This window comes from Enterobacter sp. R4-368 (assembly GCF_000410515.1).
Taxonomy (GTDB): domain Bacteria; phylum Pseudomonadota; class Gammaproteobacteria; order Enterobacterales; family Enterobacteriaceae; genus Kosakonia.
In genome coordinates this window covers 1,605,415-1,627,503 of the sequence record NC_021500.1, presented here as the reverse complement: position 1 = coordinate 1,627,503, position 22,089 = coordinate 1,605,415, and the positions used below count along the sequence as shown (strand labels likewise).

The 22,089-nt window shown below is 54.5% G+C and carries 20 protein-coding genes; 15 read left to right on the top strand and 5 right to left on the bottom strand.

The window, feature by feature from the left end:
- From pbpC to H650_RS07525, 11 genes are all read left to right on the top strand, one after another.
- Nucleotides 1-2,325, top strand: a complete 2,325-nt coding sequence (gene pbpC, locus H650_RS07575) for a peptidoglycan glycosyltransferase PbpC (RefSeq protein WP_020454716.1) — start codon at nt 1-3, stop codon at nt 2,323-2,325.
- A 150-nt stretch (nt 2,326-2,475) separates the two neighbouring features.
- On the top strand, nt 2,476-2,907 hold the full coding sequence (gene ndk / locus H650_RS07570) for a nucleoside-diphosphate kinase (RefSeq protein WP_017458995.1): 432 nt from the start codon (nt 2,476-2,478) through the stop codon (nt 2,905-2,907).
- Between the two features lie 181 nt (nt 2,908-3,088).
- A complete protein-coding gene (gene rlmN / locus H650_RS07565) occupies nt 3,089-4,255 on the top strand; it encodes a dual-specificity RNA methyltransferase RlmN (protein ID WP_020454715.1) in 1,167 nt (388 codons plus the stop codon).
- A 291-nt stretch (nt 4,256-4,546) separates the two neighbouring features.
- Complete coding sequence (rodZ, locus tag H650_RS07560) at nt 4,547-5,554, top strand: cytoskeleton protein RodZ (protein ID WP_020454714.1); 1,008 nt, start codon at nt 4,547-4,549, stop codon at nt 5,552-5,554.
- 26 nt (nt 5,555-5,580) lie between these two features.
- On the top strand, nt 5,581-6,699 hold the full coding sequence (ispG, locus tag H650_RS07555; RefSeq protein ID WP_020454713.1) for a flavodoxin-dependent (E)-4-hydroxy-3-methylbut-2-enyl-diphosphate synthase: 1,119 nt from the start codon (nt 5,581-5,583) through the stop codon (nt 6,697-6,699).
- A gap of 109 nt (nt 6,700-6,808) precedes the next feature.
- A complete protein-coding gene (gene hisS / locus H650_RS07550) occupies nt 6,809-8,083 on the top strand; it encodes a histidine--tRNA ligase (RefSeq protein WP_020454712.1) in 1,275 nt (424 codons plus the stop codon).
- Between the two features lie 36 nt (nt 8,084-8,119).
- The gene (locus H650_RS07545) at nt 8,120-8,740 is read left to right on the top strand and encodes a YfgM family protein (RefSeq protein ID WP_017458990.1); all 621 of its coding nucleotides are present in this window, start codon (nt 8,120-8,122) and stop codon (nt 8,738-8,740) included.
- 10 nt (nt 8,741-8,750) lie between these two features.
- Complete coding sequence (gene bamB / locus H650_RS07540; protein WP_020454711.1) at nt 8,751-9,929, top strand: outer membrane protein assembly factor BamB; 1,179 nt, start codon at nt 8,751-8,753, stop codon at nt 9,927-9,929.
- Between the two features lie 120 nt (nt 9,930-10,049).
- Nucleotides 10,050-11,525 (top strand): ribosome biogenesis GTPase Der, encoded by a 1,476-nt coding sequence (gene der / locus H650_RS07535; protein WP_020454710.1) that lies wholly within the window; start codon nt 10,050-10,052, stop codon nt 11,523-11,525.
- A gap of 167 nt (nt 11,526-11,692) precedes the next feature.
- Nucleotides 11,693-12,085: a cell envelope integrity TolA C-terminal domain-containing protein gene (locus H650_RS07530; protein WP_020454709.1), complete on the top strand. Its 393-nt coding sequence runs from the start codon at nt 11,693-11,695 to the stop codon at nt 12,083-12,085.
- A 96-nt stretch (nt 12,086-12,181) separates the two neighbouring features.
- The gene (locus H650_RS07525; RefSeq protein WP_020454708.1) at nt 12,182-12,397 is read left to right on the top strand and encodes a zinc ribbon domain-containing protein; all 216 of its coding nucleotides are present in this window, start codon (nt 12,182-12,184) and stop codon (nt 12,395-12,397) included.
- On the opposite strand, the gene H650_RS07520 is transcribed toward H650_RS07525, so the two are convergent.
- The 3 genes from H650_RS07520 to xseA all read right to left on the bottom strand — a co-directional run bounded on the left by H650_RS07520 (nt 12,394) and on the right by xseA (nt 15,205).
- The gene (locus tag H650_RS07520) at nt 12,394-12,735 is read right to left on the bottom strand and encodes a protealysin inhibitor emfourin (RefSeq protein WP_044489702.1); all 342 of its coding nucleotides are present in this window, start codon (nt 12,733-12,735) and stop codon (nt 12,394-12,396) included. The genes H650_RS07525 and H650_RS07520 overlap by 4 nt on opposite strands.
- Nucleotides 12,735-13,760 carry a M4 family metallopeptidase gene (locus tag H650_RS07515; protein WP_020454706.1) on the bottom strand — a complete coding sequence of 342 codons (1,026 nt, stop codon included), beginning with the start codon at nt 13,758-13,760 and terminating at the stop codon, nt 12,735-12,737. The genes H650_RS07520 and H650_RS07515 overlap by 1 nt, the downstream gene beginning before the upstream one ends.
- A gap of 71 nt (nt 13,761-13,831) precedes the next feature.
- On the bottom strand, nt 13,832-15,205 hold the full coding sequence (gene xseA / locus H650_RS07510) for an exodeoxyribonuclease VII large subunit (RefSeq protein WP_020454705.1): 1,374 nt from the start codon (nt 15,203-15,205) through the stop codon (nt 13,832-13,834).
- A 159-nt stretch (nt 15,206-15,364) separates the two neighbouring features.
- On the opposite strand from xseA, the gene guaB reads away from it, so the two are divergent.
- The 3 genes from guaB to H650_RS07495 all read left to right on the top strand — a co-directional run bounded on the left by guaB (nt 15,365) and on the right by H650_RS07495 (nt 20,728).
- On the top strand, nt 15,365-16,831 hold the full coding sequence (gene guaB, locus H650_RS07505) for an IMP dehydrogenase (protein WP_017458982.1): 1,467 nt from the start codon (nt 15,365-15,367) through the stop codon (nt 16,829-16,831).
- Nucleotides 16,832-16,892: 61 nt separating this feature from the next.
- Complete coding sequence (guaA, locus tag H650_RS07500) at nt 16,893-18,470, top strand: glutamine-hydrolyzing GMP synthase (RefSeq protein WP_020454704.1); 1,578 nt, start codon at nt 16,893-16,895, stop codon at nt 18,468-18,470.
- Between the two features lie 719 nt (nt 18,471-19,189).
- A complete protein-coding gene (locus H650_RS07495; protein WP_020454702.1) occupies nt 19,190-20,728 on the top strand; it encodes a methyl-accepting chemotaxis protein in 1,539 nt (512 codons plus the stop codon).
- A 170-nt stretch (nt 20,729-20,898) separates the two neighbouring features.
- Here the strand turns inward: H650_RS07495 and H650_RS25915 are convergent, their stop codons facing one another.
- Nucleotides 20,899-21,075 carry a hypothetical protein gene (locus H650_RS25915; RefSeq protein ID WP_020454701.1) on the bottom strand — a complete coding sequence of 59 codons (177 nt, stop codon included), beginning with the start codon at nt 21,073-21,075 and terminating at the stop codon, nt 20,899-20,901.
- Between the two features lie 24 nt (nt 21,076-21,099).
- On the bottom strand, nt 21,100-21,507 hold the full coding sequence (locus tag H650_RS07490; RefSeq protein WP_020454700.1) for an SMI1/KNR4 family protein: 408 nt from the start codon (nt 21,505-21,507) through the stop codon (nt 21,100-21,102).
- 146 nt (nt 21,508-21,653) lie between these two features.
- Between H650_RS07490 and H650_RS07485 the strand changes: the two genes are divergently transcribed.
- Nucleotides 21,654-22,040, top strand: coding sequence for a hypothetical protein (locus tag H650_RS07485; protein ID WP_044489446.1), 387 nt, complete (start codon nt 21,654-21,656; stop codon nt 22,038-22,040).
- Nucleotides 22,041-22,089 lie beyond the last annotated feature (49 nt).

Sequence of the window (22,089 nt, the reverse complement as noted above, 5' to 3'; positions counted from 1 at the left end):
GTGAGGATCGTACGTCTGATACGCACCCGCTGGCGCTGGCTGGTGGGTGTTCCGCTGCTGTTGGTGTTGGGCGTTATGGCTGCCGACAAGATCTGGCCGCTGCCGCTGAGCGAAGTCGATCCGGCGCGGGTGGTGGTGGCCGAAGACGGTACGCCGCTGTGGCGCTTTGCCGATGCCGATGGTATCTGGCGCTACCCGGTCACTATCGAAGAGGTATCGCCCCACTATCTGCAGGCGCTGATCCAGTATGAGGATCGCTGGTTCTGGGCGCATCCCGGGGTGAATCCCCTGTCGATTGCGCGCGCAGCCTGGCAGGATCTGCGTTCCGGCCATGTCGTTTCCGGTGGCAGCACGCTGACCATGCAGGTTGCTCGCCTGCTCGATCCGCATCCGCGCACCTTCGGCGGCAAGGTACGCCAGCTGTGGCGGGCGCTGCAACTGGAGTGGCACCTCTCAAAACGTGAAATACTCACCCTTTATCTGAACCGCGCGCCGTTTGGCGGCACGCTGCAGGGCGTGGGCGCAGCGAGTTGGGCTTATTTAGGTAAACCGCCTGCGAAACTCAGCTATTCCGAAGCGGCGCTGTTAGCGGTTTTGCCGCAGGCACCCAGCCGTTTACGTCCGGATCGCTGGCCGCAACGGGCGCAGGCCGCGCGCGACAAAGTGCTGGAGCGCATGGTGTCGCAAAAGGTGTGGTCGGCAACGCAGGTGGCGGAGTCCCGCGAGGAGCCGGTCTGGCTGGCGCCGCGTCAGATGCCGCAACTGGCACCGCTATTCGCCCGGCGAATGCTTGGTGAAAGCCAGGCACTGAAAATCACCACCACGCTGAATGCCAGCCTGCAACGTCAGCTTGAAGATCTGGCGTTAAATGTGAAAAGCCGCCTGCCGGCGCGCAGCTCGCTGGCGATAATCGTCGTTGACCACACGGATATGAAAGTGCGCGGTTGGGTTGGCTCTGTGGATATCAATGACGACAGCCGTTTCAGCCATGTGGATATGGTTAGCGCCGTTCGCTCGCCGGGCTCGGTGTTAAAACCTTTTATTTATGGCCTCGCGCTGGATGAAGGGCTGATTCATCCTGCCTCACTGTTACAGGATGTGCCGCGCCGGGTGGGCGATTATCGGCCCGGTAATTTTGACAGTGGTTTCCATGGTCCGGTAAGCATGAATGAAGCGCTGGTACGCTCCCTTAATTTACCGGCGGTGCAGGTGCTGGAAGCCTACGGGCCGAAAAAATTTGCCGGAAATCTGCGTAACGTTGGTTTGCCGCTGATTTTGCCGACCGGGGCGGAACCAAATCTGTCACTCATCCTTGGCGGCGCGGGTGCGCGGCTGGAAGATATCGCAGCCGCTTACACTGCGTTTGCCCGTGAGGGGAAAGCGGGAAGCCTGCGGCTGACCCCCAACGCCCCGCTGATGGAGCGGCGATTGATGTCGCCGGGCGCGGCGTGGATTATTCGCCGCATTCTCGCCGGAGAAGCACAACCGGTGCCCGACGAAGCGTTGCCGCAGGTGGTGCCGCTGGCGTGGAAAACCGGTACCAGTTATGGCTATCGCGACGCCTGGGCGATAGGGATTAATGCCCGCTACGTGATAGGCATCTGGACGGGCCGACCTGACGGCACGCCCGTTGCCGGGCAGTTCGGTTTTGCCAGTGCGGTGCCGTTACTTAACCAGGTCAATAATCTGTTGCAGCCGCGCTCAGCGCTTGAACAGGCGAGACTGCCGCGCGACCCGCGCCCGCAAACGGTCAGCAGCGGCGTCATCTGCTGGCCGGGCGGGCAAAGCTTGCCGCCTGGTGACAGCAATTGTCGCCGTCGACTTACCACCTGGCTGTTGGACGGTAGCCAGCCGCCAACGCTGCTATTGCCGGAGCAGGAAGGCGGGCATGGGATCAATTTCCCGCTCTGGCTGAATAAAGAGGGGCGAAGGGTTGCCGCAGATTGCCCGGACGCGCAGCAGAAAACATGGATTGCCTGGCCGCTACCGCTGGAGCCGTGGTTACCTGCCGGTGAACGCCGCGCAGCCCGTTTACCGGCGGCGGATAAACGCTGCCCGCCTCGCGACGATAACGCACCGCCGCCACTGTTATTAAGCGGCGTGCGTGAAGGTGCGGTTATCAGACGCATACCCGGCCAGGCGTTTGCCTTGCTGCCGCTACAAAGCAGCGGCGGCGAAGGCAGTCGCTGGTGGTTTTTGAATGGCGAACCGTTAGCCTCGCATAACAACTTATTGAGCCTGAAACTTGATAAAAGCGGGGAGTATCAGTTATTGGTTATGGATGACGCAGGGCAGATAGCGACAGTACAGTTTGCGGTGCAATAACCAATGAAATGGCGCTGTTGGCGGGGAGTGTTGCTAAAAATAGTCTCATTTTAAAAAAATGTTACCTTCATCCATAGGCAACGCCCGTATTGCTCTTTATAATCCGCGCCACACCTATTCAGGGCAACAGAACAACTTACAGAGGTAAACATGGCTATTGAACGTACTTTTTCCATCATTAAACCGAACGCGGTGGCAAAAAACGTTATTGGCAGCATCTTCTCTCGCTTTGAAGCGGCAGGGTTCAAAATTGTCGGCACCAAAATGCTGCACCTGACCGTTGAGCAGGCGCGCGGTTTCTATGCCGAGCACGAAGGTCGCCCGTTCTTTGACGGTCTGGTTGAGTTCATGACGTCCGGCCCGATCGTGGTTTCCGTACTGGAAGGTGAAAACGCGGTGCAGCGTCACCGTGACCTGCTGGGCGCAACCAACCCGGCTAACGCGCTGGCAGGCACGCTGCGTGCTGATTACGCAGACAGCTTCACCGAGAACGGCACTCACGGTTCTGACTCCGTTGAATCCGCTGCGCGTGAAATTGCCTACTTCTTCGCCGAAGGCGAAGTGTGCCCGCGCACTCGTTAATCACTCGTTAAACGTGTAACGAGGTTTACACTTTAATTTGTGAAAAGCCGCGTGCAAACGTGGTATCTGTGCGTCAGAATTTGTACAATGCTGCGCCCCAGGATGAGCCGATGCTTTCCTGGGGCGCTTCTTTTTAACCCTCCACGGGCCACAACGTGTAATAACGAGGCCGGAATACATTATGACTGAACAAATTGTCATGCCTGAGAACGACGCTCTCACGGTGCCAAACAAAGATGCAAAAATTAACCTGCTGGATTTAAACCGTCAGCAGATGCGTGAATTTTTCAAAAACTTAGGCGAAAAACCCTTCCGCGCCGATCAGGTGATGAAGTGGATGTACCACTATTGCAGCGACGACTTTGATGAGATGACCGACATCAACAAAGTGCTGCGCAACAAATTAAAAGAAGTCGCCGAAATTCGTGCGCCGGAAGTGGTGGAAGAACAACGTTCCTCCGACGGCACTATCAAGTGGGCGATTGCCGTGGGCGATCAGCGCGTTGAAACCGTCTACATCCCGGAAGAGGATCGCGCGACGTTGTGCGTCTCTTCCCAGGTAGGTTGCGCGCTGGAGTGCAAATTCTGCTCCACGGCTCAGCAGGGCTTTAACCGTAACCTGCGCGTTTCGGAAATTATCGGCCAGGTGTGGCGCGCGGCGAAAATTATCGGCGCGGCGAAAGTCACCGGCAGCCGCCCCATTACCAACGTGGTGATGATGGGCATGGGCGAGCCGCTGCTCAACCTGACCAACGTCGTTCCGGCGATGGAGATTATGCTGGATGATTTCGGCTTTGGTCTCTCCAAACGTCGCGTAACGCTCTCCACCTCCGGCGTGGTTCCGGCGCTGGATAAACTTGGCGATATGATTGACGTTGCGCTGGCTATCTCTCTGCATGCGCCAAATGACGAAATTCGCGATGAAATTGTACCGATCAATAAAAAGTACAACATCGAGACGTTCCTTGCCGCCGTTCGCCGTTATCTGGAAAAATCCAACGCTAACCAGGGCCGTGTGACCATCGAATATGTCATGTTGGATCATGTCAACGATGGCACTGAACATGCGCACCAGTTGGCGGAGTTGCTGAAAGATACACCGTGCAAGATTAACCTGATCCCATGGAACCCGTTCCCGGGCTCGCCGTATGGCCGCAGCTCTAACAGCCGTATCGATCGCTTTTGTAAAGTGCTGATGAGTTATGGTTTCACTACTATCGTGCGTAAAACGCGTGGCGATGATATCGATGCCGCGTGTGGACAGCTGGCGGGCGATGTGATTGACCGTACCAAACGTACGATGCGTAAGCGTATGCAGGGCGAGCCTATTGAGATCAAGGCACTATAATCATAAGTTGCAGCGCGAAGAATATGCTGCATTTTGTGAAAATGTCGACTATTTGGCCTGTACACATACCGGCCATTAATAATTACGGTGCGTTTCTCCTGACTTTAAGGCAGTATGTAGTGATGGAACAATGGTTTAGCAAAAAGCGCTGAAAGCTGTTCTGTTATGACGAGCCTGACAGTCCTATACTGTGGGCCAGGTTTAACCGACCCGGTTTTTTCGCGGCGCGTGTAGGCATTGCGGTTATGCGCGCCTGAATGTTTAATTTTCACGTACCAGTAGTTGTAGCGAATGAATACTGAAGCCACTCACGACCAAAATGAAGCACAAACCACTGGCGTACGTCTGCGCAACGCCCGTGAACAACTTGGACTCAGCCAGCAAGCGGTTGCAGAGCGCTTGTGCCTGAAGGTCTCCACGGTACGCGATATCGAAGAGGACAGGTCCCCCGCCGATCTGGCTTCGACTTTTGTACGCGGTTACATCCGCTCCTATGCCCGCCTTGTGCACATCCCTGAAGAAGAGCTGCTGCCGATTCTTGAAAAACAAGCGCCGGTCAGAGCGGCGAAAGTTGCGCCAATGCAGACTTTTGCTTTAGGCAAACCGCGTAAAAAACGCGGTGGCTGGATGATGAGTTTTATCACCTGGCTGGTGTTTCTGGTCGCAATCGGCCTGACGGGCGCATGGTGGTGGGATAACCACAAAGCGCAGCAGCAAGAGATCACCAACATGGCCGATCAATCTTCTGCGGAATTGAATGCGGGCAACAGCAACGCGCAAAGCGTACCGCTGAATAACGACACGGCTGCAGCAGACCCGGTTGATAATTCCGGCACGCCTGTTGAAGCGCCAGCCCCGTCGGCGACGGCACAAACACCAGCCGCCAGCGCGCCGCAAACCCCTGCTACTACCGCAAACCAGAACACCGTAGTTGCACCGTCGCAGGCGAATGTCGACGCCATGCAGCAGCCTGCCGCTCCAGCGAATACTGCACAGCTCCCGACCAGCCAGGCCGGTGTCGCAGGTGCGCAAGCAGATACTAACGCACTGGTGATGAACTTTACTGCCGATTGCTGGCTGGAAGTGAGCGATGCCACCGGGAAGAAATTATTCAGTGGCTTGCAACGTAAAGACGCCACGCTCAATTTAACCGGCCAGGCGCCATATAAGCTGAAAATTGGCGCGCCGTCAGCCGTTCAGATTCAGTATCAGGGTAAACCTGTCGATCTGAGCCGTTTTATCAGAACTAACCAGGTTGCGCGTCTGACCCTCAATGCCGAACAATCAGCAGCACAGTAACAGACGGGCAACGCGGGAGATTTTTCATGCATAACCAGGCCCCGATTCAGCGTCGGAAATCGAAACGGATTTACGTTGGTAATGTGCCCATTGGCGATGGCGCGCCCATCGCCGTACAGTCCATGACAAACACCCGTACCACGGATGTTGAAGCTACGGTCAATCAAATCAAAGCGCTTGAGCGCGTCGGCGCGGATATCGTCCGCGTCTCCGTCCCGACCATGGACGCGGCGGAAGCATTCAAGTTGATCAAACAGCAAGTGAGTGTCCCGCTGGTTGCGGACATCCATTTTGACTATCGCATTGCGCTGAAAGTTGCCGAATATGGCGTTGACTGCCTGCGCATTAACCCCGGCAATATCGGCAACGAAGAGCGAATTCGCACCGTTGTTGATTGCGCGCGCGATAAAAATATCCCGATTCGCATTGGTGTTAACGCCGGTTCGCTGGAAAAAGATCTGCAGGAAAAGTATGGCGAGCCAACGCCGCAAGCGCTGCTCGAATCCGCCATGCGCCATGTCGATCATCTCGATCGCCTGAATTTCGATCAGTTCAAAGTCAGCGTGAAAGCGTCGGACGTATTCCTCGCTGTTGAATCCTATCGCCTGCTGGCAAAACAGATTGATCAGCCGCTGCATCTTGGCATCACCGAAGCCGGTGGCGCACGTGCAGGTGCGGTCAAATCTGCAATCGGTCTGGGCTTACTGCTTTCAGAAGGCATTGGTGACACGCTGCGTATTTCGCTGGCTGCCGATCCGGTGGAAGAGATTAAAGTTGGTTTTGATATCCTGAAATCGCTGCGCATTCGCTCGCGCGGCATTAACTTTATCGCCTGTCCGACCTGTTCCCGCCAGGAATTTGACGTTATCGGTACGGTCAACGCCCTTGAACAACGGCTGGAAGATATCATCACGCCGATGGATGTCTCCATTATCGGTTGCGTGGTAAATGGCCCAGGCGAAGCGCTTGTTTCTACGCTGGGTGTGACCGGCGGCAACAAGAAAAGCGGCCTGTACGAAGACGGTGTGCGCAAAGACCGCCTGGATAACATCGATATGATTAGCCAGCTTGAAGCCCGCATTCGCGCGAAAGCATCAATGCTGGATGAAGCGCGTCGTATCGATGTGCAACAGGTAGAAAAATAAGGTTGCTGGGAAGCGGCAGGCTTCCCGTGTATGATGAACCCGCCCGGCGCGACCCGCAGTTCGTCGCGGCCCTGAGGGTTCATTTTTTGTATTAATAAAGAGAATAAACGTGGCAAAAAATATTCAAGCCATTCGCGGCATGAACGATTATCTGCCTGGCGAAACCGCCATCTGGCAGCGCATTGAAGGCACTTTAAAAAACGTGCTCGGCAGCTACGGTTACAGTGAAATCCGTTTGCCGATTGTAGAGCAGACCCCGCTGTTCAAACGCGCGATCGGTGAAGTGACCGACGTGGTTGAAAAAGAGATGTATACCTTTGACGATCGCAACGGCGACAGCCTGACATTGCGTCCCGAAGGTACCGCGGGCTGCGTACGCGCCGGCATCGAGCATGGTCTGCTGTACAATCAGGAGCAGCGCTTGTGGTACGTTGGGCCGATGTTCCGCTACGAGCGTCCGCAGAAAGGGCGCTACCGTCAGTTCCATCAGCTGGGTGTGGAAGTGTTTGGTCTGCAAGGGCCGGATATCGATGCCGAGCTGATTATGCTGACCGCACGCTGGTGGCGCGAGCTGGGCATTGCTTCGCACGTTGCCCTTGAACTCAACTCTATTGGCTCTCTTGAAGCGCGCGCGACCTATCGCGATGCGCTGGTGGCTTTCCTTGAGCAGCATAAAGATAAGCTGGACGAGGACTGCCTGCGTCGTATGTATACCAACCCGCTGCGCGTACTGGATACCAAAAACCAGGACATTCAGGCGCTGTTGAACGATGCACCGAAACTGGGTGATTACCTTGATGACGAGTCCCGCGAACACTTCGCAGGTCTTTGCGCATTCCTTGATGCGGCGGGTATCGCTTATACGGTGAACCAGCGTCTGGTGCGCGGTCTGGACTACTACAACCGCACTGTTTTCGAGTGGGTAACCACCAGTCTTGGCGCGCAGGGCACCGTTTGCGCAGGTGGTCGTTATGACGGCCTGGTTGAGCAGCTTGGCGGTCGCGCGACCCCGGCGGTTGGCTTCGCAATGGGTCTTGAACGACTTGTTTTGTTAGTTCAGGCAGTTAATCCGGAATTTAAAGCAGAATCCGTTGTCGATATATACCTGGTGGCGTCTGGCGCCAATACGCAATCCGCTGCTATGCAGTTGGGTGAACAGGTGCGCGATGCGTTACCTGGCGTACGGCTGATGATGAACCACGGCGGCGGCAATTTTAAAAAGCAATTTGCCCGCGCGGACAAGTGGGGCGCTCGCGTCGCACTGGTGCTCGGTGAAACTGAAATTGCCGACGGTAATGTTGTGGTGAAGGATTTACGCTCTGGTGAGCAGAGTACGGTAACGCAGGAGAGCGTTGCGGCGCATTTGCGCACACTACTGGGCTAATCTCCCCGGTGAATTATCGTTAAGGAGAAGGACTGCGTGGAAATTTACGAAAACGAAAACGACCAGGTAGACGCGATTAAGCGCTTCTTTGCCGAGAATGGTAAAGCGCTGGCCGTTGGCGTCGTTTTGGGTATTGGTGCGCTGGTTGGCTGGCGCTACTGGAACGGCCATCAGGCGGACACGGCGAGAGCCTCTTCGCAGGCTTATGAAAACGCGGTTGCCGCGCTTTCGGCGGACAAACCAGAGTCGTTCACCGCGGCGGAAAAATTCGCGGCTGACAACAAAAACACCTACGGCGCGCTGGCGTCGCTGGAGCTGGCGCAGCAATACGTTGAAAAGAACGAGCTGGATAAAGCCGCCGCTCAGCTGCAGCAAGGGCTGGCTGCGACGAATGATGAAAATCTCAAGTCGATAATCAATGTGCGCCTGGCGCGCATTCAGGTACAGCAAAAGCAACAAGACGCTGCGCTGAAAACGCTGGATGCTGTCAAAGCGGAAAGCTGGTCAGCGATTGTTGCCGATCTGCGTGGCGAAGCACTGCTGAGCAAAGGCGATAAACAAGGTGCGCGCACCGCATGGGAAAACGGCATTAAAAACAATGCTTCTCCTGCGCTGAGTGAAATGATGCAGATGAAAATCAATAATTTGTCCATCTAAGAGGGACCCGATGCAATTGCGTAAATTACTTCTGCCAGGGCTGCTTTCCGTCACGCTTTTGAGCGGCTGTTCCCTGTTTAACAGCGAAGAAGATGTTGTCAAAATGTCCCCGTTGCCGGTGGTTGAAAACCAGTTCACACCGACTACGTCATGGAGCACCTCCGTGGGCAACGGTATTGGTGACTTCTACTCTAACCTGCATCCGGCTTTTGCTGATGGCGTGGTTTACGCCGCCGATCGTCACGGTGTGGTGAAAGCGGTTAGCATTGAAGATGGGCATGAAATTTGGTCGGTTAACCTGGCTGAAAAAGATGGCTGGTTCTCTACTCGCGCTGCACTGCTTTCTGGCGGTGTGACCGTTTCCGGTGGCCATGTTTATGTGGGCAGCGAAAAAGCGCAGGTTTACGCACTGAACACCAGCGATGGTTCGCAGGCGTGGAAAACGAAAGTCGCTGGCGAAGCGCTTTCTCGCCCGGTAGTGAGCGACGGTTTAGTGCTGATCCACACCAGCAACGGTCAGTTGCAGGCGCTGAACGAAAGCGATGGCGCAACCAAATGGACCGTCAACCTCGATATGCCTGCGCTTTCTCTGCGCGGTGAATCCGCTCCGACTACCGCCTTTGGCGCTGCCATTGTCGGCGGTGATAACGGTCGCGTAAGCGCGGTATTGATGCAGCAGGGCCAGATGATTTGGCAGCAGCGCATCTCCCAGGCTAATGGCCCGACAGAGATCGATCGTCTGAGCGATGTCGATACCACGCCGGTTGTTGTTGGCAACGTGGTTTACGCGCTGGCCTATAACGGCAACATGACCGCGCTCGATTTGCGTAGCGGCCAGATTATGTGGAAACGCGAGCTGGGCTCAGTGAGCGATTTCGTGGTTGATGGTAACCGCATCTATATGATCGACCAGAGCGATCGTATTCTGGCGCTGACTACCGACGGTGGCGTAACCCTGTGGACGCAAAGTGACCTGCTGCACCGTAACCTTACCGCTCCGGCGTTGTATAATGGTTACATTGTGACAGGCGATAGCGAAGGCTACGTGCACTGGATTAACGTCGAAGACGGGCGCTTTGTCGCGCAGCAGAAAGTCGACAGCTCCGGTTTCCTGACCGAGCCGGTGGTTGCCGGGGGCAAACTGCTGATCCAGGCGAAAGACGGCACAGTGTACGCCCTTTCGCGCTAAGCGCGTCGGGTTTGTCGTTCCTGAAGACGGCTCCTGTTGCAGGAGCCGTTTTCCTGTTTTTAAAACGGCGCGCAATCCGCGACGTTTTGCTAATGAATTTTCTGTAATGAGGCTTTAAACATGGTACCTGTGGTCGCGCTTGTCGGGCGCCCTAACGTTGGAAAATCCACGCTATTTAACCGTTTAACACGCACCCGTGATGCGCTGGTGGCGGATTTCCCGGGTCTGACTCGTGACCGTAAGTACGGTCGTGCTGAAGTTGAAGGCCGCGAATTTATCTGTATCGATACCGGCGGTATCGATGGCACCGAAGACGGCGTGGAAACGCGCATGGCGGAACAGTCGCTGCTGGCGATTGAAGAAGCTGATGTCGTGCTGTTTATGGTCGATGCGCGCGCGGGGCTGATGCCTGCCGATTCGGCCATTGCCAAACACCTGCGTTCACGCGAAAAACCGACCTTCCTGGTGGCGAACAAAACCGACGGTCTGGATCCGGATCAGGCAACGGCCGATTTTTACTCCCTCGGTCTGGGTGAAATCCACGCTATCGCCGCCTCCCACGGGCGCGGTGTGACCAGCTTGCTTGAACATGTGCTGATGCCGTGGATGGACGAACTCAACCCGCCGGAAGAGGTGGATGAAGACGCCGAATACTGGGCGCAGTTCGAAGCTAACGAAAACGGCGAGAAAGAAGAGCCGGAAGACGATTTCAATCCGCAGGATCTGCCGATCAAACTGGCTATTGTCGGTCGTCCGAACGTCGGTAAGTCCACACTGACTAACCGCATTCTCGGTGAAGAGCGTGTGGTGGTGTATGACATGCCGGGCACCACGCGCGACAGCATCTACATTCCAATGCAGCGCGATGAGCGTGAGTACGTACTTATCGACACCGCTGGTGTGCGTAAACGCGGCAAAATCACCGATGTGGTAGAAAAGTTCTCAGTTATCAAAACGCTGCAGGCTATTGAAGACGCAAACGTCGTGCTGCTGGTTATTGATGCCCGTGAAGGTATCTCCGATCAGGATTTATCGCTGCTCGGCTTTATTCTTAACAGCGGTCGCTCGCTGGTTATCGTCGTCAATAAATGGGACGGTCTGAGCCAGGAAGTGAAAGAGCAGGTGAAAGAGACGCTGGATTACCGCCTGGGCTTTATTGATTTCGCCCGCGTTCACTTTATTTCTGCGCTGCACGGCAGCGGCGTTGGCAACCTGTTTGAATCCGTTCGCGAAGCTTATGACAGCTCCACCCGCCGTGTCAGTACCGCATTGCTGACCCGCATCATGAACATGGCGGCGGAAGATCATCAGCCGCCGCTGGTGCGTGGTCGTCGCGTGAAGCTGAAATATGCCCACGCTGGTGGTTATAACCCGCCGATTGTGGTGATCCACGGCAATCAGGTAAAAGATTTGCCGGATTCTTACAAACGCTATTTGATGAACTATTTCCGCAAATCGCTGGATGTGATGGGTACGCCAATCCGTATTCAGTTCAAAGAAGGGGAAAACCCGTTTGCTGAAAAACGTAACACCCTGACCCCGAACCAGATGCGTAAACGTAAGCGCCTGATTAAACACATTAAAAAGAGTAAGTAATCACTTGCTTCAAACCCGCCGCCTGGCGGGTTTTTTGTTTGCCAGAATTGGCTCACCTACAAAATTCAGGTGCTGTTTCAGCCTGTCGATAGCAGTACACTCTTTATAGCTATAAAAACAACGGGTTAATAACTGGCTTCAATAAATAATTTCAAAAGGGATATGAAATGAAGAAGGTTTTACTGTTAATACTGCTGGGCAGTGTAATGACAGGTTGCACACCGCTTCACCCCTCCGGTTGCCATAAAACCACTGCGCTTGGTAGTTGCGACTCAGGGCGCTTTACCGATCAGGATGAGTACGGGAAACAGGCCCGCGCGATAAAAAACGCTATCGAATCACGGCTTGCCGATCGTTCTGAATGGAAAGGGAAAAAATGCCGCTTACATCTGGAATTTGCCTATGATGGCAAACTGAACAATATCGAGACGAGGGAAGGGAATAGAGCTTACTGTGCAGCGCTGAAAACCGCAGCGCAACGGGCGACATTCCCGGCATTTCCTTCTCAGCGGGTTTATCAGGCATTCGAGAGCTCCCGCTTCGTGATGGTGGGCGAATAGCAAACCAAACCTGACGCGGCACTTAACCCGTCTGCAGGCGAGTTTTTTGTCGCCAGCGGTGTATGATAAACCCCGTGAAAAATTAAGGAGCGCCTTATGGAACTTACCTGCCCGACTTGCCATAACCCGCTGCAAGTAGTGGGAACACATGCTCACTGCGACGGCTGCGGCAAAGACATTGAAGTACAAGCACATTGCCCGGAGTGCCACCAGCCTCTGGAAGTGTTAAAAGCCTGTGGCGCGGTGGACTTTTTCTGCCAGCACGGCCACGGGCTGATTTCGAAAAAACGCGTCGAGTTTACGCTGCTCTAAGGTTTGCAAATACAGTCTTCCCCTTCGCGCCACAGTTCGACAAACGACGGTGGCGCTTTGCTTTCCGGGATAAGCAGCAGCACATCCGTTTGCTGGGCAGTCCAGGTTATCTGCAAACGGTAGAAGCGCTGATCGCCGCTGCCCGGAGAGTCCGGCTGGCCTGGCGGCTCAGCGAGCGGGAGCGTCTGGTGCAAGATGTCCACCAGCCGCTGGCGCTGCTCCGCACTGAGCTGGGCGATGACGATTTTTCGCGCGCCGCTCAGTTTAGGAATGTAAGCCAGCCCGCCTTCACGGGCTAACTCGACTACCGCGTCGTCGGTTAATTCGGGTTCGTTCATCATAAAACTCCGACATCTTTCCACGCCTGTTCGATAGCAGCGGCGACTTTCTTGCCGGACCGTTTTTCGCCATGTTTGATGGTGAATTTGGCGAAGGTGGCGAAGTCGGCATTTTGCGCCAGTGACTTATCACACACCGTGTCATACCAGGCGTATCCGGCTTTTTCCCATGCATAGCCGCCTATAGCGGTTGCCGCCAGGTAAAATGCCCGGTTAGGAATGCCGGAATTCAGGTGCACACCGCCGTTATCTTCACGCGTTTTAATAAAATCTTTCATATGCGCAGGCTGCGGATCTTTACCCAATAACGGGTCGTCATAAGCTGTTCCCGGCTTCGACATCGAACGCAGCCCCTTGCCATGAATGCCTTTTGCCAGCAAGCCTTCGCCAATGATCCAGTCCGCCTGATCCGCCGTCTGCTGCTGGTGGTACTGTTTTACCAGCGAACCGAACACATCGGATAATGACTCATTTAATGCGCCAGCTTGTTCAAAATAGATCAGCCCGGCTTCCGTTTCTGTGACGCCGTGACTCAGTTCATGCGCTACCACGTCAATGGCAATGGTAAAACGGTTGAAGATCTCGCCATCACCATCGCCAAACACCATCTGCTGACCATTCCAGAAAGCGTTCTGGTAATCCTTGCCGTAATGCACGGTGCCGCTGAGAATTAGCCCCTGGTTATCCAGCGAGTTGCGCTGATAAACCTGCCAGAAGAAATCATGGGTGACACCCAGGTAGTCGTACGCTTCGGTGACGGCGACATCACCCGTCGGTGGCTGGCCCTCATAGCGTACCTGCTCACCGGGCAACGTCTCTTTTTGCTGAGCGTCATAAATATCGCGTACCAGTTCGCCGGGCGAAGTGACCAGCGGCGCATCGACTTTGCCGTGGCTGTGCGCCATCAACGTTTGTACATGCGTTAAGGTCTGGCGGGCGCAGCGTTGCTGAAGTTCAGAGCCATTGTCGATAATGCGGCGCAGGATATAAGGCGGGATAACACTGTACGGATGACGTGCATTCATGTTGATCTCCTTGATAAAACAAAAAAGAACAACAAAAAGTATAGGTTCGTCTGATTTATTGAGCGCGCTAATTAAGAGGATTTACGTTGGCGCGTTTTTTTCACGGGCGTAACGGCACTGACTTCACTCTCTACCCAGCCGTCGTTCAGCCGCGTGGTCAGTTTGTCGCCCGATTTTACCTGTTTGGTCTGTTTCAGCACTTTGCCGTCGATTGCTGTGGTTACGCTGTAGCCACGCGCCAGTGTTGCCAGCGGGCTGACCGCTTCAAGGTGAGTGATTGCCGTACCAAAACGTTCACGTGTGCCGCTCAGGCGATCACGAATATTCTGGCTCAGACGATATTCCAGTTGCTGAATGCGGCTTTGCGCCCGGTGAATACGGGGCTGCGGGTTTTGCTGATTCAGACGCTGTACTGTGCGCTGCTGGCGCACGGAAGCGCGTTTTAACTGATTATCCAGCGCGTTATGCATGCGCTGTTGCAGGCGTTCCAGCACAGTTTGCTGGCGCGCCAGACGCAGTTGCGGATGCTGTTGTTGCAGACGATGGTGTACCTGGGCAAAACGGCGACTACGGCCTGCCAGATAGTAATCCATCGACATTTCTAAACGCTGTTGCATCGCCTGAACCTGGCGCAGCAGCTCCAGCTGGTTACGGCTGACAATTTCCGCCGCCGCAGAGGGCGTTGGCGCGCGCAGGTCGGCAACAAAATCAGCAATGGTCACATCGGTTTCATGCCCAACGGCGCTGACTACCGGAATGCGGCTGGCAAAAATCGCCCGCGCCACGCGCTCGTCGTTAAAGCTCCACAAATCTTCCAGCGAACCGCCGCCGCGACCAACAATCAGTACGTCGCACTCTTCGCGGGCGTTAGCCAGCTCAATGGCGCGCACAATCTGCGCGGGCGCATCTTCGCCCTGTACCGCAGTCGGGTAAATCACCACCGGCAGTGACGGGTCGCGGCGTTTCAGTACATGCAGAATATCGTGCAGCGCGGCGCCGGTTTTAGACGTGATAACACCAACGCAATGGGCGGGAGAGGGCAGCGGTTTTTTGAATTGCTGGTCGAATAGCCCTTCGGCCGCGAGCTTTGTTTTAAGTTGCTCATACTTCTGTTGCAGCAAACCTTCACCAGCCGGTTGCATGCTCTCGACAATAATCTGGTATTCGCCGCGCGGTTCATACAGCGTGATATTGGCGCGTACCAGCACTTGCTGGCCGTGCTGCGGGCGAAACGTGACGCGGCGGTTGCTGTTGCGGAACATCGCGCAGCGCACCTGGGCGGTATCGTCTTTTAAGGTGAAGTACCAGTGACCGGAAGCGGGCTGGGTAAAGTTGGAGATTTCCCCGCTGATCCACACCTGGCCGAGTTCGCGTTCCAGCAGTAAGCGCACCGACTGATTAAGGCGGCTAACCGTAAAAATTGAGGGGGATTGGAACGACGACATGTGAGCCAGATCAAATTCTAAATCAGCAAGTTATTCGTTCGATAGTAACCCGAAACGAGGGGATGGCAAGTATTTTTCTTAAAAAAGTGTGGATGCAATCGGTTACGCTCTGTATAATGCCACGGCAATATTTAACCCCCCAGGTCAGAGATATTGCCCATGCTACGTATCGCTAAAGAAGCACTGACGTTTGACGACGTCCTCCTCGTTCCCGCTCATTCCACCGTTCTGCCGAATACTGCCGACTTGAGCACGCAGCTCACTAAAACCATTCGCCTGAACATTCCTATGCTCTCTGCGGCGATGGATACCGTGACGGAAGCGCGCCTGGCAATTGCCCTGGCACAGGAAGGCGGCATTGGCTTTATTCACAAAAACATGTCGATTGAGCGCCAGGCGGAAGAAGTTCGCCGCGTGAAGAAACATGAATCCGGCGTGGTTAAAGACCCGCAAACCGTTCTGCCGACCACCACCCTGCGCGAAGTGAAAGAGCTGACCGAACGTAACGGCTTTGCCGGTTACCCGGTTGTGAATGGCGACAACGAACTGGTTGGCATCATTACCGGTCGTGACGTGCGTTTCGTCACCGACCTGAACCAGCCTGTTAGCGTGTACATGACGCCGAAAGAGCGCCTGGTCACCGTACGTGAAGGTGAATCCCGCGAAGTTGTGTTCGCTAAAATGCACGAAAAACGTGTTGAGAAAGCGTTGGTTGTCGACGAAAGCTTCCACCTGCGCGGCATGATCACCGTTAAAGATTTCCAGAAAGCAGAACGTAAACCGAACGCCTGTAAAGATGAGCAGGGTCAACTGCGCGTTGGCGCCGCGGTTGGCGCAGGTGCGGGCAACGAAGAGCGCGTTGACGCGCTGGTTGCCGCAGGCGTGGACGTGCTGCTGATTGACTCCTCTCACGGTCACTCCGAAGGCGTGCTGCAGCGCATTCGCGAAACCCGTGCTAAATACCCGGATCTGCAAATCATCGGCGGTAACGTCGCAACTGGCGCAGGTGCTCGCGCACTGGCAGAAGCTGGCGTCAGCGCGGTGAAAGTCGGTATCGGCCCAGGCTCCATCTGTACGACGCGTATCGTGACTGGCGTGGGCGTTCCGCAGATCACCGCCGTTTCCGACGCGGTTGAAGCGCTGGAAGGCACCGGTATTCCGGTTATTGCCGATGGCGGTATCCGTTTCTCTGGTGACATCGCCAAAGCCATCGCCGCAGGCGCTGCCGCGGTGATGGTTGGCTCGATGCTTGCCGGGACCGAAGAATCCCCGGGCGAAATCGAACTCTACCAGGGCCGCTCTTACAAATCCTACCGTGGCATGGGCTCGCTGGGCGCGATGTCCAAAGGCTCTTCTGACCGCTACTTCCAGAGCGATAACGCCGCCGACAAACTGGTGCCGGAAGGTATCGAAGGCCGCGTGGCTTACAAAGGCCGCCTGAAAGAGATCATTCACCAGCAGATGGGCGGCCTGCGCTCCTGTATGGGTCTGACCGGCTGTGGTACTATCGACGACCTGCGCACCAAAGCGGAATTCGTGCGCATTAGCGGCGCGGGCATTCAGGAAAGCCACGTTCACGACGTGACCATCACCAAGGAATCCCCGAACTACCGCATGGGTTCTTAATGATTTTCGCGCCCGGTGCTCTCACCGGGCGCTTTCGTAACTTGCCTCGGAAGTAACGTCAATGACGGACAACATTCATAAACATCGTATTCTTATCCTCGATTTTGGTTCTCAGTACACCCAACTGGTTGCGCGCCGCGTGCGTGAACTGGGCGTTTACTGCGAACTGTGGGCGTGGGATGTCACCGAAGCGCAGATCCGCGACTTCAATCCAAGCGGCATCATCCTCTCCGGCGGCCCGGAAAGCACCACCGAAGACAACAGCCCGCGCGCACCGCAATATGTGTTCGAAGCTGGTGTGCCGGTGCTTGGCGTCTGCTACGGCATGCAGACCATGGCGATGCAGCTCGGCGGCCACGTTGAAGGTTCTAACGAGCGTGAATTCGGCTACGCGCAGGTTGAAGTGCAGACCGACAGCGCGCTGGTTCGCGGTATTGAAGATTCGCTGACCGCAGAAGGCAAAGTGCTGCTGGATGTGTGGATGAGCCACGGCGACAAAGTGACGGCGATCCCGTCTGACTTCGTCACCGTAGCCAGCACCGAAAGCTGCCCGTTCGCCATCATGGCGAACGAAGAAAAACGCTTCTACGGCGTGCAGTTCCACCCGGAAGTGACCCACACCCGCCAGGGGCTGCGTATGCTGGAGCGCTTTGTGCGCGACATCTGTGAATGTGAAGCGCTGTGGACGCCGGCAAAAATTATCGATGACGCCGTTGAGCGCATCCGTCAGCAGGTTGGCGATGACAAAGTGATCCTCGGCCTCTCCGGCGGCGTGGATTCTTCAGTGACCGCGATGCTGCTGCACCGCGCTATCGGCAAAAATCTGACCTGCGTATTCGTTGATAACGGTCTGCTGCGTCTGAACGAAGCTCAGCAGGTAATGGACATGTTTGGCGACCACTTCGGTCTGAACATTGTTCACGTTGAAGGGGAATCCCGTTTCCTGGCCGCACTGGCCGGTGAGAACGATCCGGAAGCAAAACGTAAGATCATCGGCCGCGTGTTCGTGGAAGTGTTCGACGAAGAAGCACTGAAGCTGGAAGATGTGAAATGGCTGGCGCAGGGCACCATCTACCCGGACGTGATCGAATCCGCTGCTTCGGCAACCGGTAAAGCGCACGTTATTAAATCTCACCACAACGTGGGCGGCCTGCCGAAAGAGATGAAGATGGGGCTGGTTGAACCGCTGCGTGAGCTGTTCAAAGACGAAGTGCGTAAAATTGGTCTGGAACTGGGCCTGCCGTACGACATGCTGTACCGCCATCCGTTCCCGGGGCCGGGCCTCGGTGTTCGCGTGCTGGGCGAAGTGAAGAAAGAGTATTGCGACCTGCTGCGCCGCGCGGATGCGATCTTTATCGAAGAGCTGCATAAAGCCGATCTCTACAATAAAGTGAGCCAGGCTTTCACCGTGTTCCTGCCGGTTCGCTCCGTGGGCGTGATGGGTGACGGTCGTAAATACGACTGGGTTGTCTCTCTGCGTGCAGTAGAAACCATCGACTTTATGACCGCACACTGGGCGCATCTGCCGTACGATTTCCTCGGCCGCGTCTCCAACCGCATCATCAACGAAGTGAACGGTATTTCGCGCGTGGTGTATGACATCAGCGGTAAACCGCCAGCTACGATTGAGTGGGAATAAGATTTAGCCCCTGCTGAATATTAGAAATATTAAGCCCGCGAAAGCGGGCTTTTTTGTTTATGGCGTTTTTGCGGAACTTATTGGCAATTAACTCAATATTTTTGTCCCGTTGAGAGGAGGCTTAATAGTATGAGTCTTCAGGTATGTTTTTTATAACCTCTTGTCGATGCTTCATATTTATTTGGTGTGATTGATTAAGAATATAAGCACTCAAATGGAAATTAAGATTATGAAAAGCTCTTTAAACACCGCTTTGATATTTATAAAAATGATTTAATCAGAAAACACAGTTAGAAGTTTAATTTAACGTTTTTATTCTCTTTTTCTTCCTTATGGCGGTGGAAAAGCCTCTTCTGTTTCGAATTCCGTGCTTTTAAATTATCAGCCTCCTGTACCTGTATTTCCCCTCCTGCGCATAAATTCCTTTTTCTGCCTTCCATTTGATGTCATGAATGTGCGTTTTTTGAACAAATTCGGTTCATCGCCAGGATGAATAGCTATTCCATGAAACGACATATTTGAAACGTTAGTTTGAATAAATTGGTGAATCCTAAGCATATTTTCTTTCTCACAAGTATCTTCTTTCTAACTCTTTGATTCAAATGTGTAATGTGATTTAAATTAAATTTTAACGCCAGATTGCCGATAAGTTGTCTTCGGTATGCTTCTTTCAAAGGGAGCAGAAATTCATGAAATCACCTCAACCCAGGGTAATAAATATGTCAGTTAGGCGTTTTTCATTTCTCGTTTTTAGTCTGTTACTTGGTATTTTTCTCATCAGCTCGGCTTCTAACCTTTGGTCACTTACTCACAGCAACCAGTCGCTGGATAACGTGAACAAAGAGATCAGGGTCGTGCTGTCGGTTATTGACCCGATTAACCATAGTCGCACACTGCGTGTGCGTCTGATGGAAGCCATGATTAACGCCTCCCTGGGCGACAAACAGAAAACGGATGCGTCGCTTGAGAGCGCGAAAGCGGTGATGCAAAAAGCCACCGATGCGTTCAATAACTACAAGGCTGCGCCACCTGTCGAGGGCGAAGAGGCGCTTTCCGCGCCTTACAGCCAGGCCTGGCAAACGTATGTTGAGCAAGGGTTGCGACCATTGATGGACGCCGCGAGCAACAACGACACGGCGCGTTTCAACCAGCTCGTCAGCACCACCATCCCGCAGCTTGATCGTCAGTTTGAAATCACTCTCGATAACCTGCTGGCCTTCCGCGAAAAATACGCCCAGCGCCTTAACAACGACGCGCAGAATCGCTTCGTGAACAGCATGGTGACCATTGGTGTTTTCGCCTTACTGTTTACCTTGATCATTGTCGCTATCTTTATCCTGCTGCGTCGCCGTGTTCTTTCGCCGCTGGATGCCGCACGTTTGCACTGCCAGAAGATGGCGGCAGGGGAGCTGCACACTCCTGTTGTTTATGGTTCTAAAGACGAGATTGGCGACATGCTCGGTTCGCTGGAGCAAATGCGTCTTGCTCTTCTGGAAATCATTGCCCAGGTGCGTAATTCCAGCCAGAGCGTGGCCCACGCGGCAGAAGAAATCGCTGCCGGTAATACCGATCTCTCGGCCCGTACCGAAGAGCAGGCGGCTTCTCTTGGGCAGACCGCTGCCAGCATGGAACAGCTGACTTCAACGGTTAAGCACACCTCCGAAAACACACAACAGGCAAATACCCTTGCGACGGCGATGCGCAGTTCCGCGCAGGAAGGGAATACGATTGTTGAAAAAGCAGTGATGTCGATGAAAGAGATCGAATCCAGCGCCGGCAAAATCGACACCATCATTTCCTTAATCGAAGACATTGCTTTCCAGACCAATATCCTGGCACTCAACGCAGCGGTTGAAGCGGCAAGAGCCGGCGAGCAGGGGCGCGGGTTTGCCGTCGTGGCAAGCGAAGTCCGTAATCTGGCGCAGCGTTCGTCACTCGCGGCGAAAGAGATCAAAGAGCTTATTGAGGAATCCGGCCGACAGGTGCTGCTGGGTAGCGAAAGGGTGTCGCAGGCGGGCGAAAGCATGCAACGCATTATCAGCACCGTTAAGCAGGTTTCTGAACTGATGGCGGAAATTGCGCTCTCGACCGGTGAACAGAGTCGCGGTATTGAGCAGATAAACCAGGCTGTTGCGCAGATGGACACGGTAACGCAACAGAACGCCGCGTTAGTCGAAGAAGCATCAGCAGCAGCGCATTCGCTTAAAGAGCAGTCTCAATTGCTGGAAGAGACGGTAGCCGTTTTTAAACTGAGCTAACGTTTTGTCAAAAAAAACAAGGCAGGTTTATGCCTGCCTTGTTTGCGATTCTTTAATGGTTCGTCGTTACCCGGTTACCCGCTATTCAACATATTGGCCGACAGTACAGAAGCGCTCATGAAAGACGAGGACGTGGCCACATCGCTGCTGCTGTTCCAATATAGCGCTGCTCAGTACATCCACTTTTCCACAACGTCATCACCCAGGTGTTCGCGCAGCAGATCTTCGTTATCTTCCTCGCCGTGGGCTTCCAGCAGGCATTTGAACATCAGCACGTCGAGGTACTGCCCCACGTCGGCGAAAACCTGCGTCAACATCGGCGAGCTGTCGTGATCGAAATACCACACTTCGCCGGTTTCCCGGTGAAAGCACTACAAATTGCCGTTGCCCAGGTAGTCGCCAAAGACGATCAACTGATGGACCAGCGCCCATTGCGACGCTGCGTCTGCCGCACTTTCGAGAATGTCATGAATGCCGGGGTAAGCCGCTAACAGCGGTTCAATGCTGGCGTATTTCGCGGGCGTGATACTGCACAACCTTTCGGCCAGTTCGAGTGCGCCGAGCGTTTCATGATAACGGCGAAGCAGCGGCGGGAGCGCGCAGCCCAGACGTTGTTCAAGCGCTTCAATCTCTTTGGCGTTAACCGGAGCCACTGGCGCAGGGTTATTCCACTGTTCGCGCCAGGCCTGTACGCAGGCGCGCCACCAGGCCAACCGTGCTGTCTCATCGGTAAATTCTGGCCACACTAAGGGCGGCAGTTCGCTGCTATCTGGATTCATTTTTTCCCCTGCTGATTTACTCTGGCGGCTCACAGGATCGCTTATATTCGCCATGTGGGCCACTGCCATTAGTGATGGCTTTACGCTATGTTCTTCACCACGTTAAGGTAATTCGAACATATCAACGGTGCTGAACGGGGAGCGCGATGCAGTCAGTAAAGCTAATGGGGGATGGCTATGAGCCGCAAGTCTGGCAGGAAGGCGATAAACTGATATACTCGTTGCCGGTCGATTCCGGGTTTGCCAGCTTCGATTTTCGTTTTGTTATTCGCCAAAGCGATCTGGATGTTCTGCTTGCCGATAATTACCGACGCGCCGTGCTCGAAATCATTGCGCACACCCTGCTTCAGCATTCCACGCTAAAGGGAAATGCCCGTTTCACGCAAAGCGATTTCGATAAACTGCTTGCGGATACGCTCCACGCAACGAACGATTCCCTGCAGACTTTTATTGTGCGCATCAATCGGGAACATCACATTGCAATTGAGCATTATGTGCAAGAGATCCTCACCCGTCGCGCTGTAGCGGATTAAAGCAACGCATGCGCAGTCAAAGCGTCGTGCCCATTGCTCACTGAAGCGC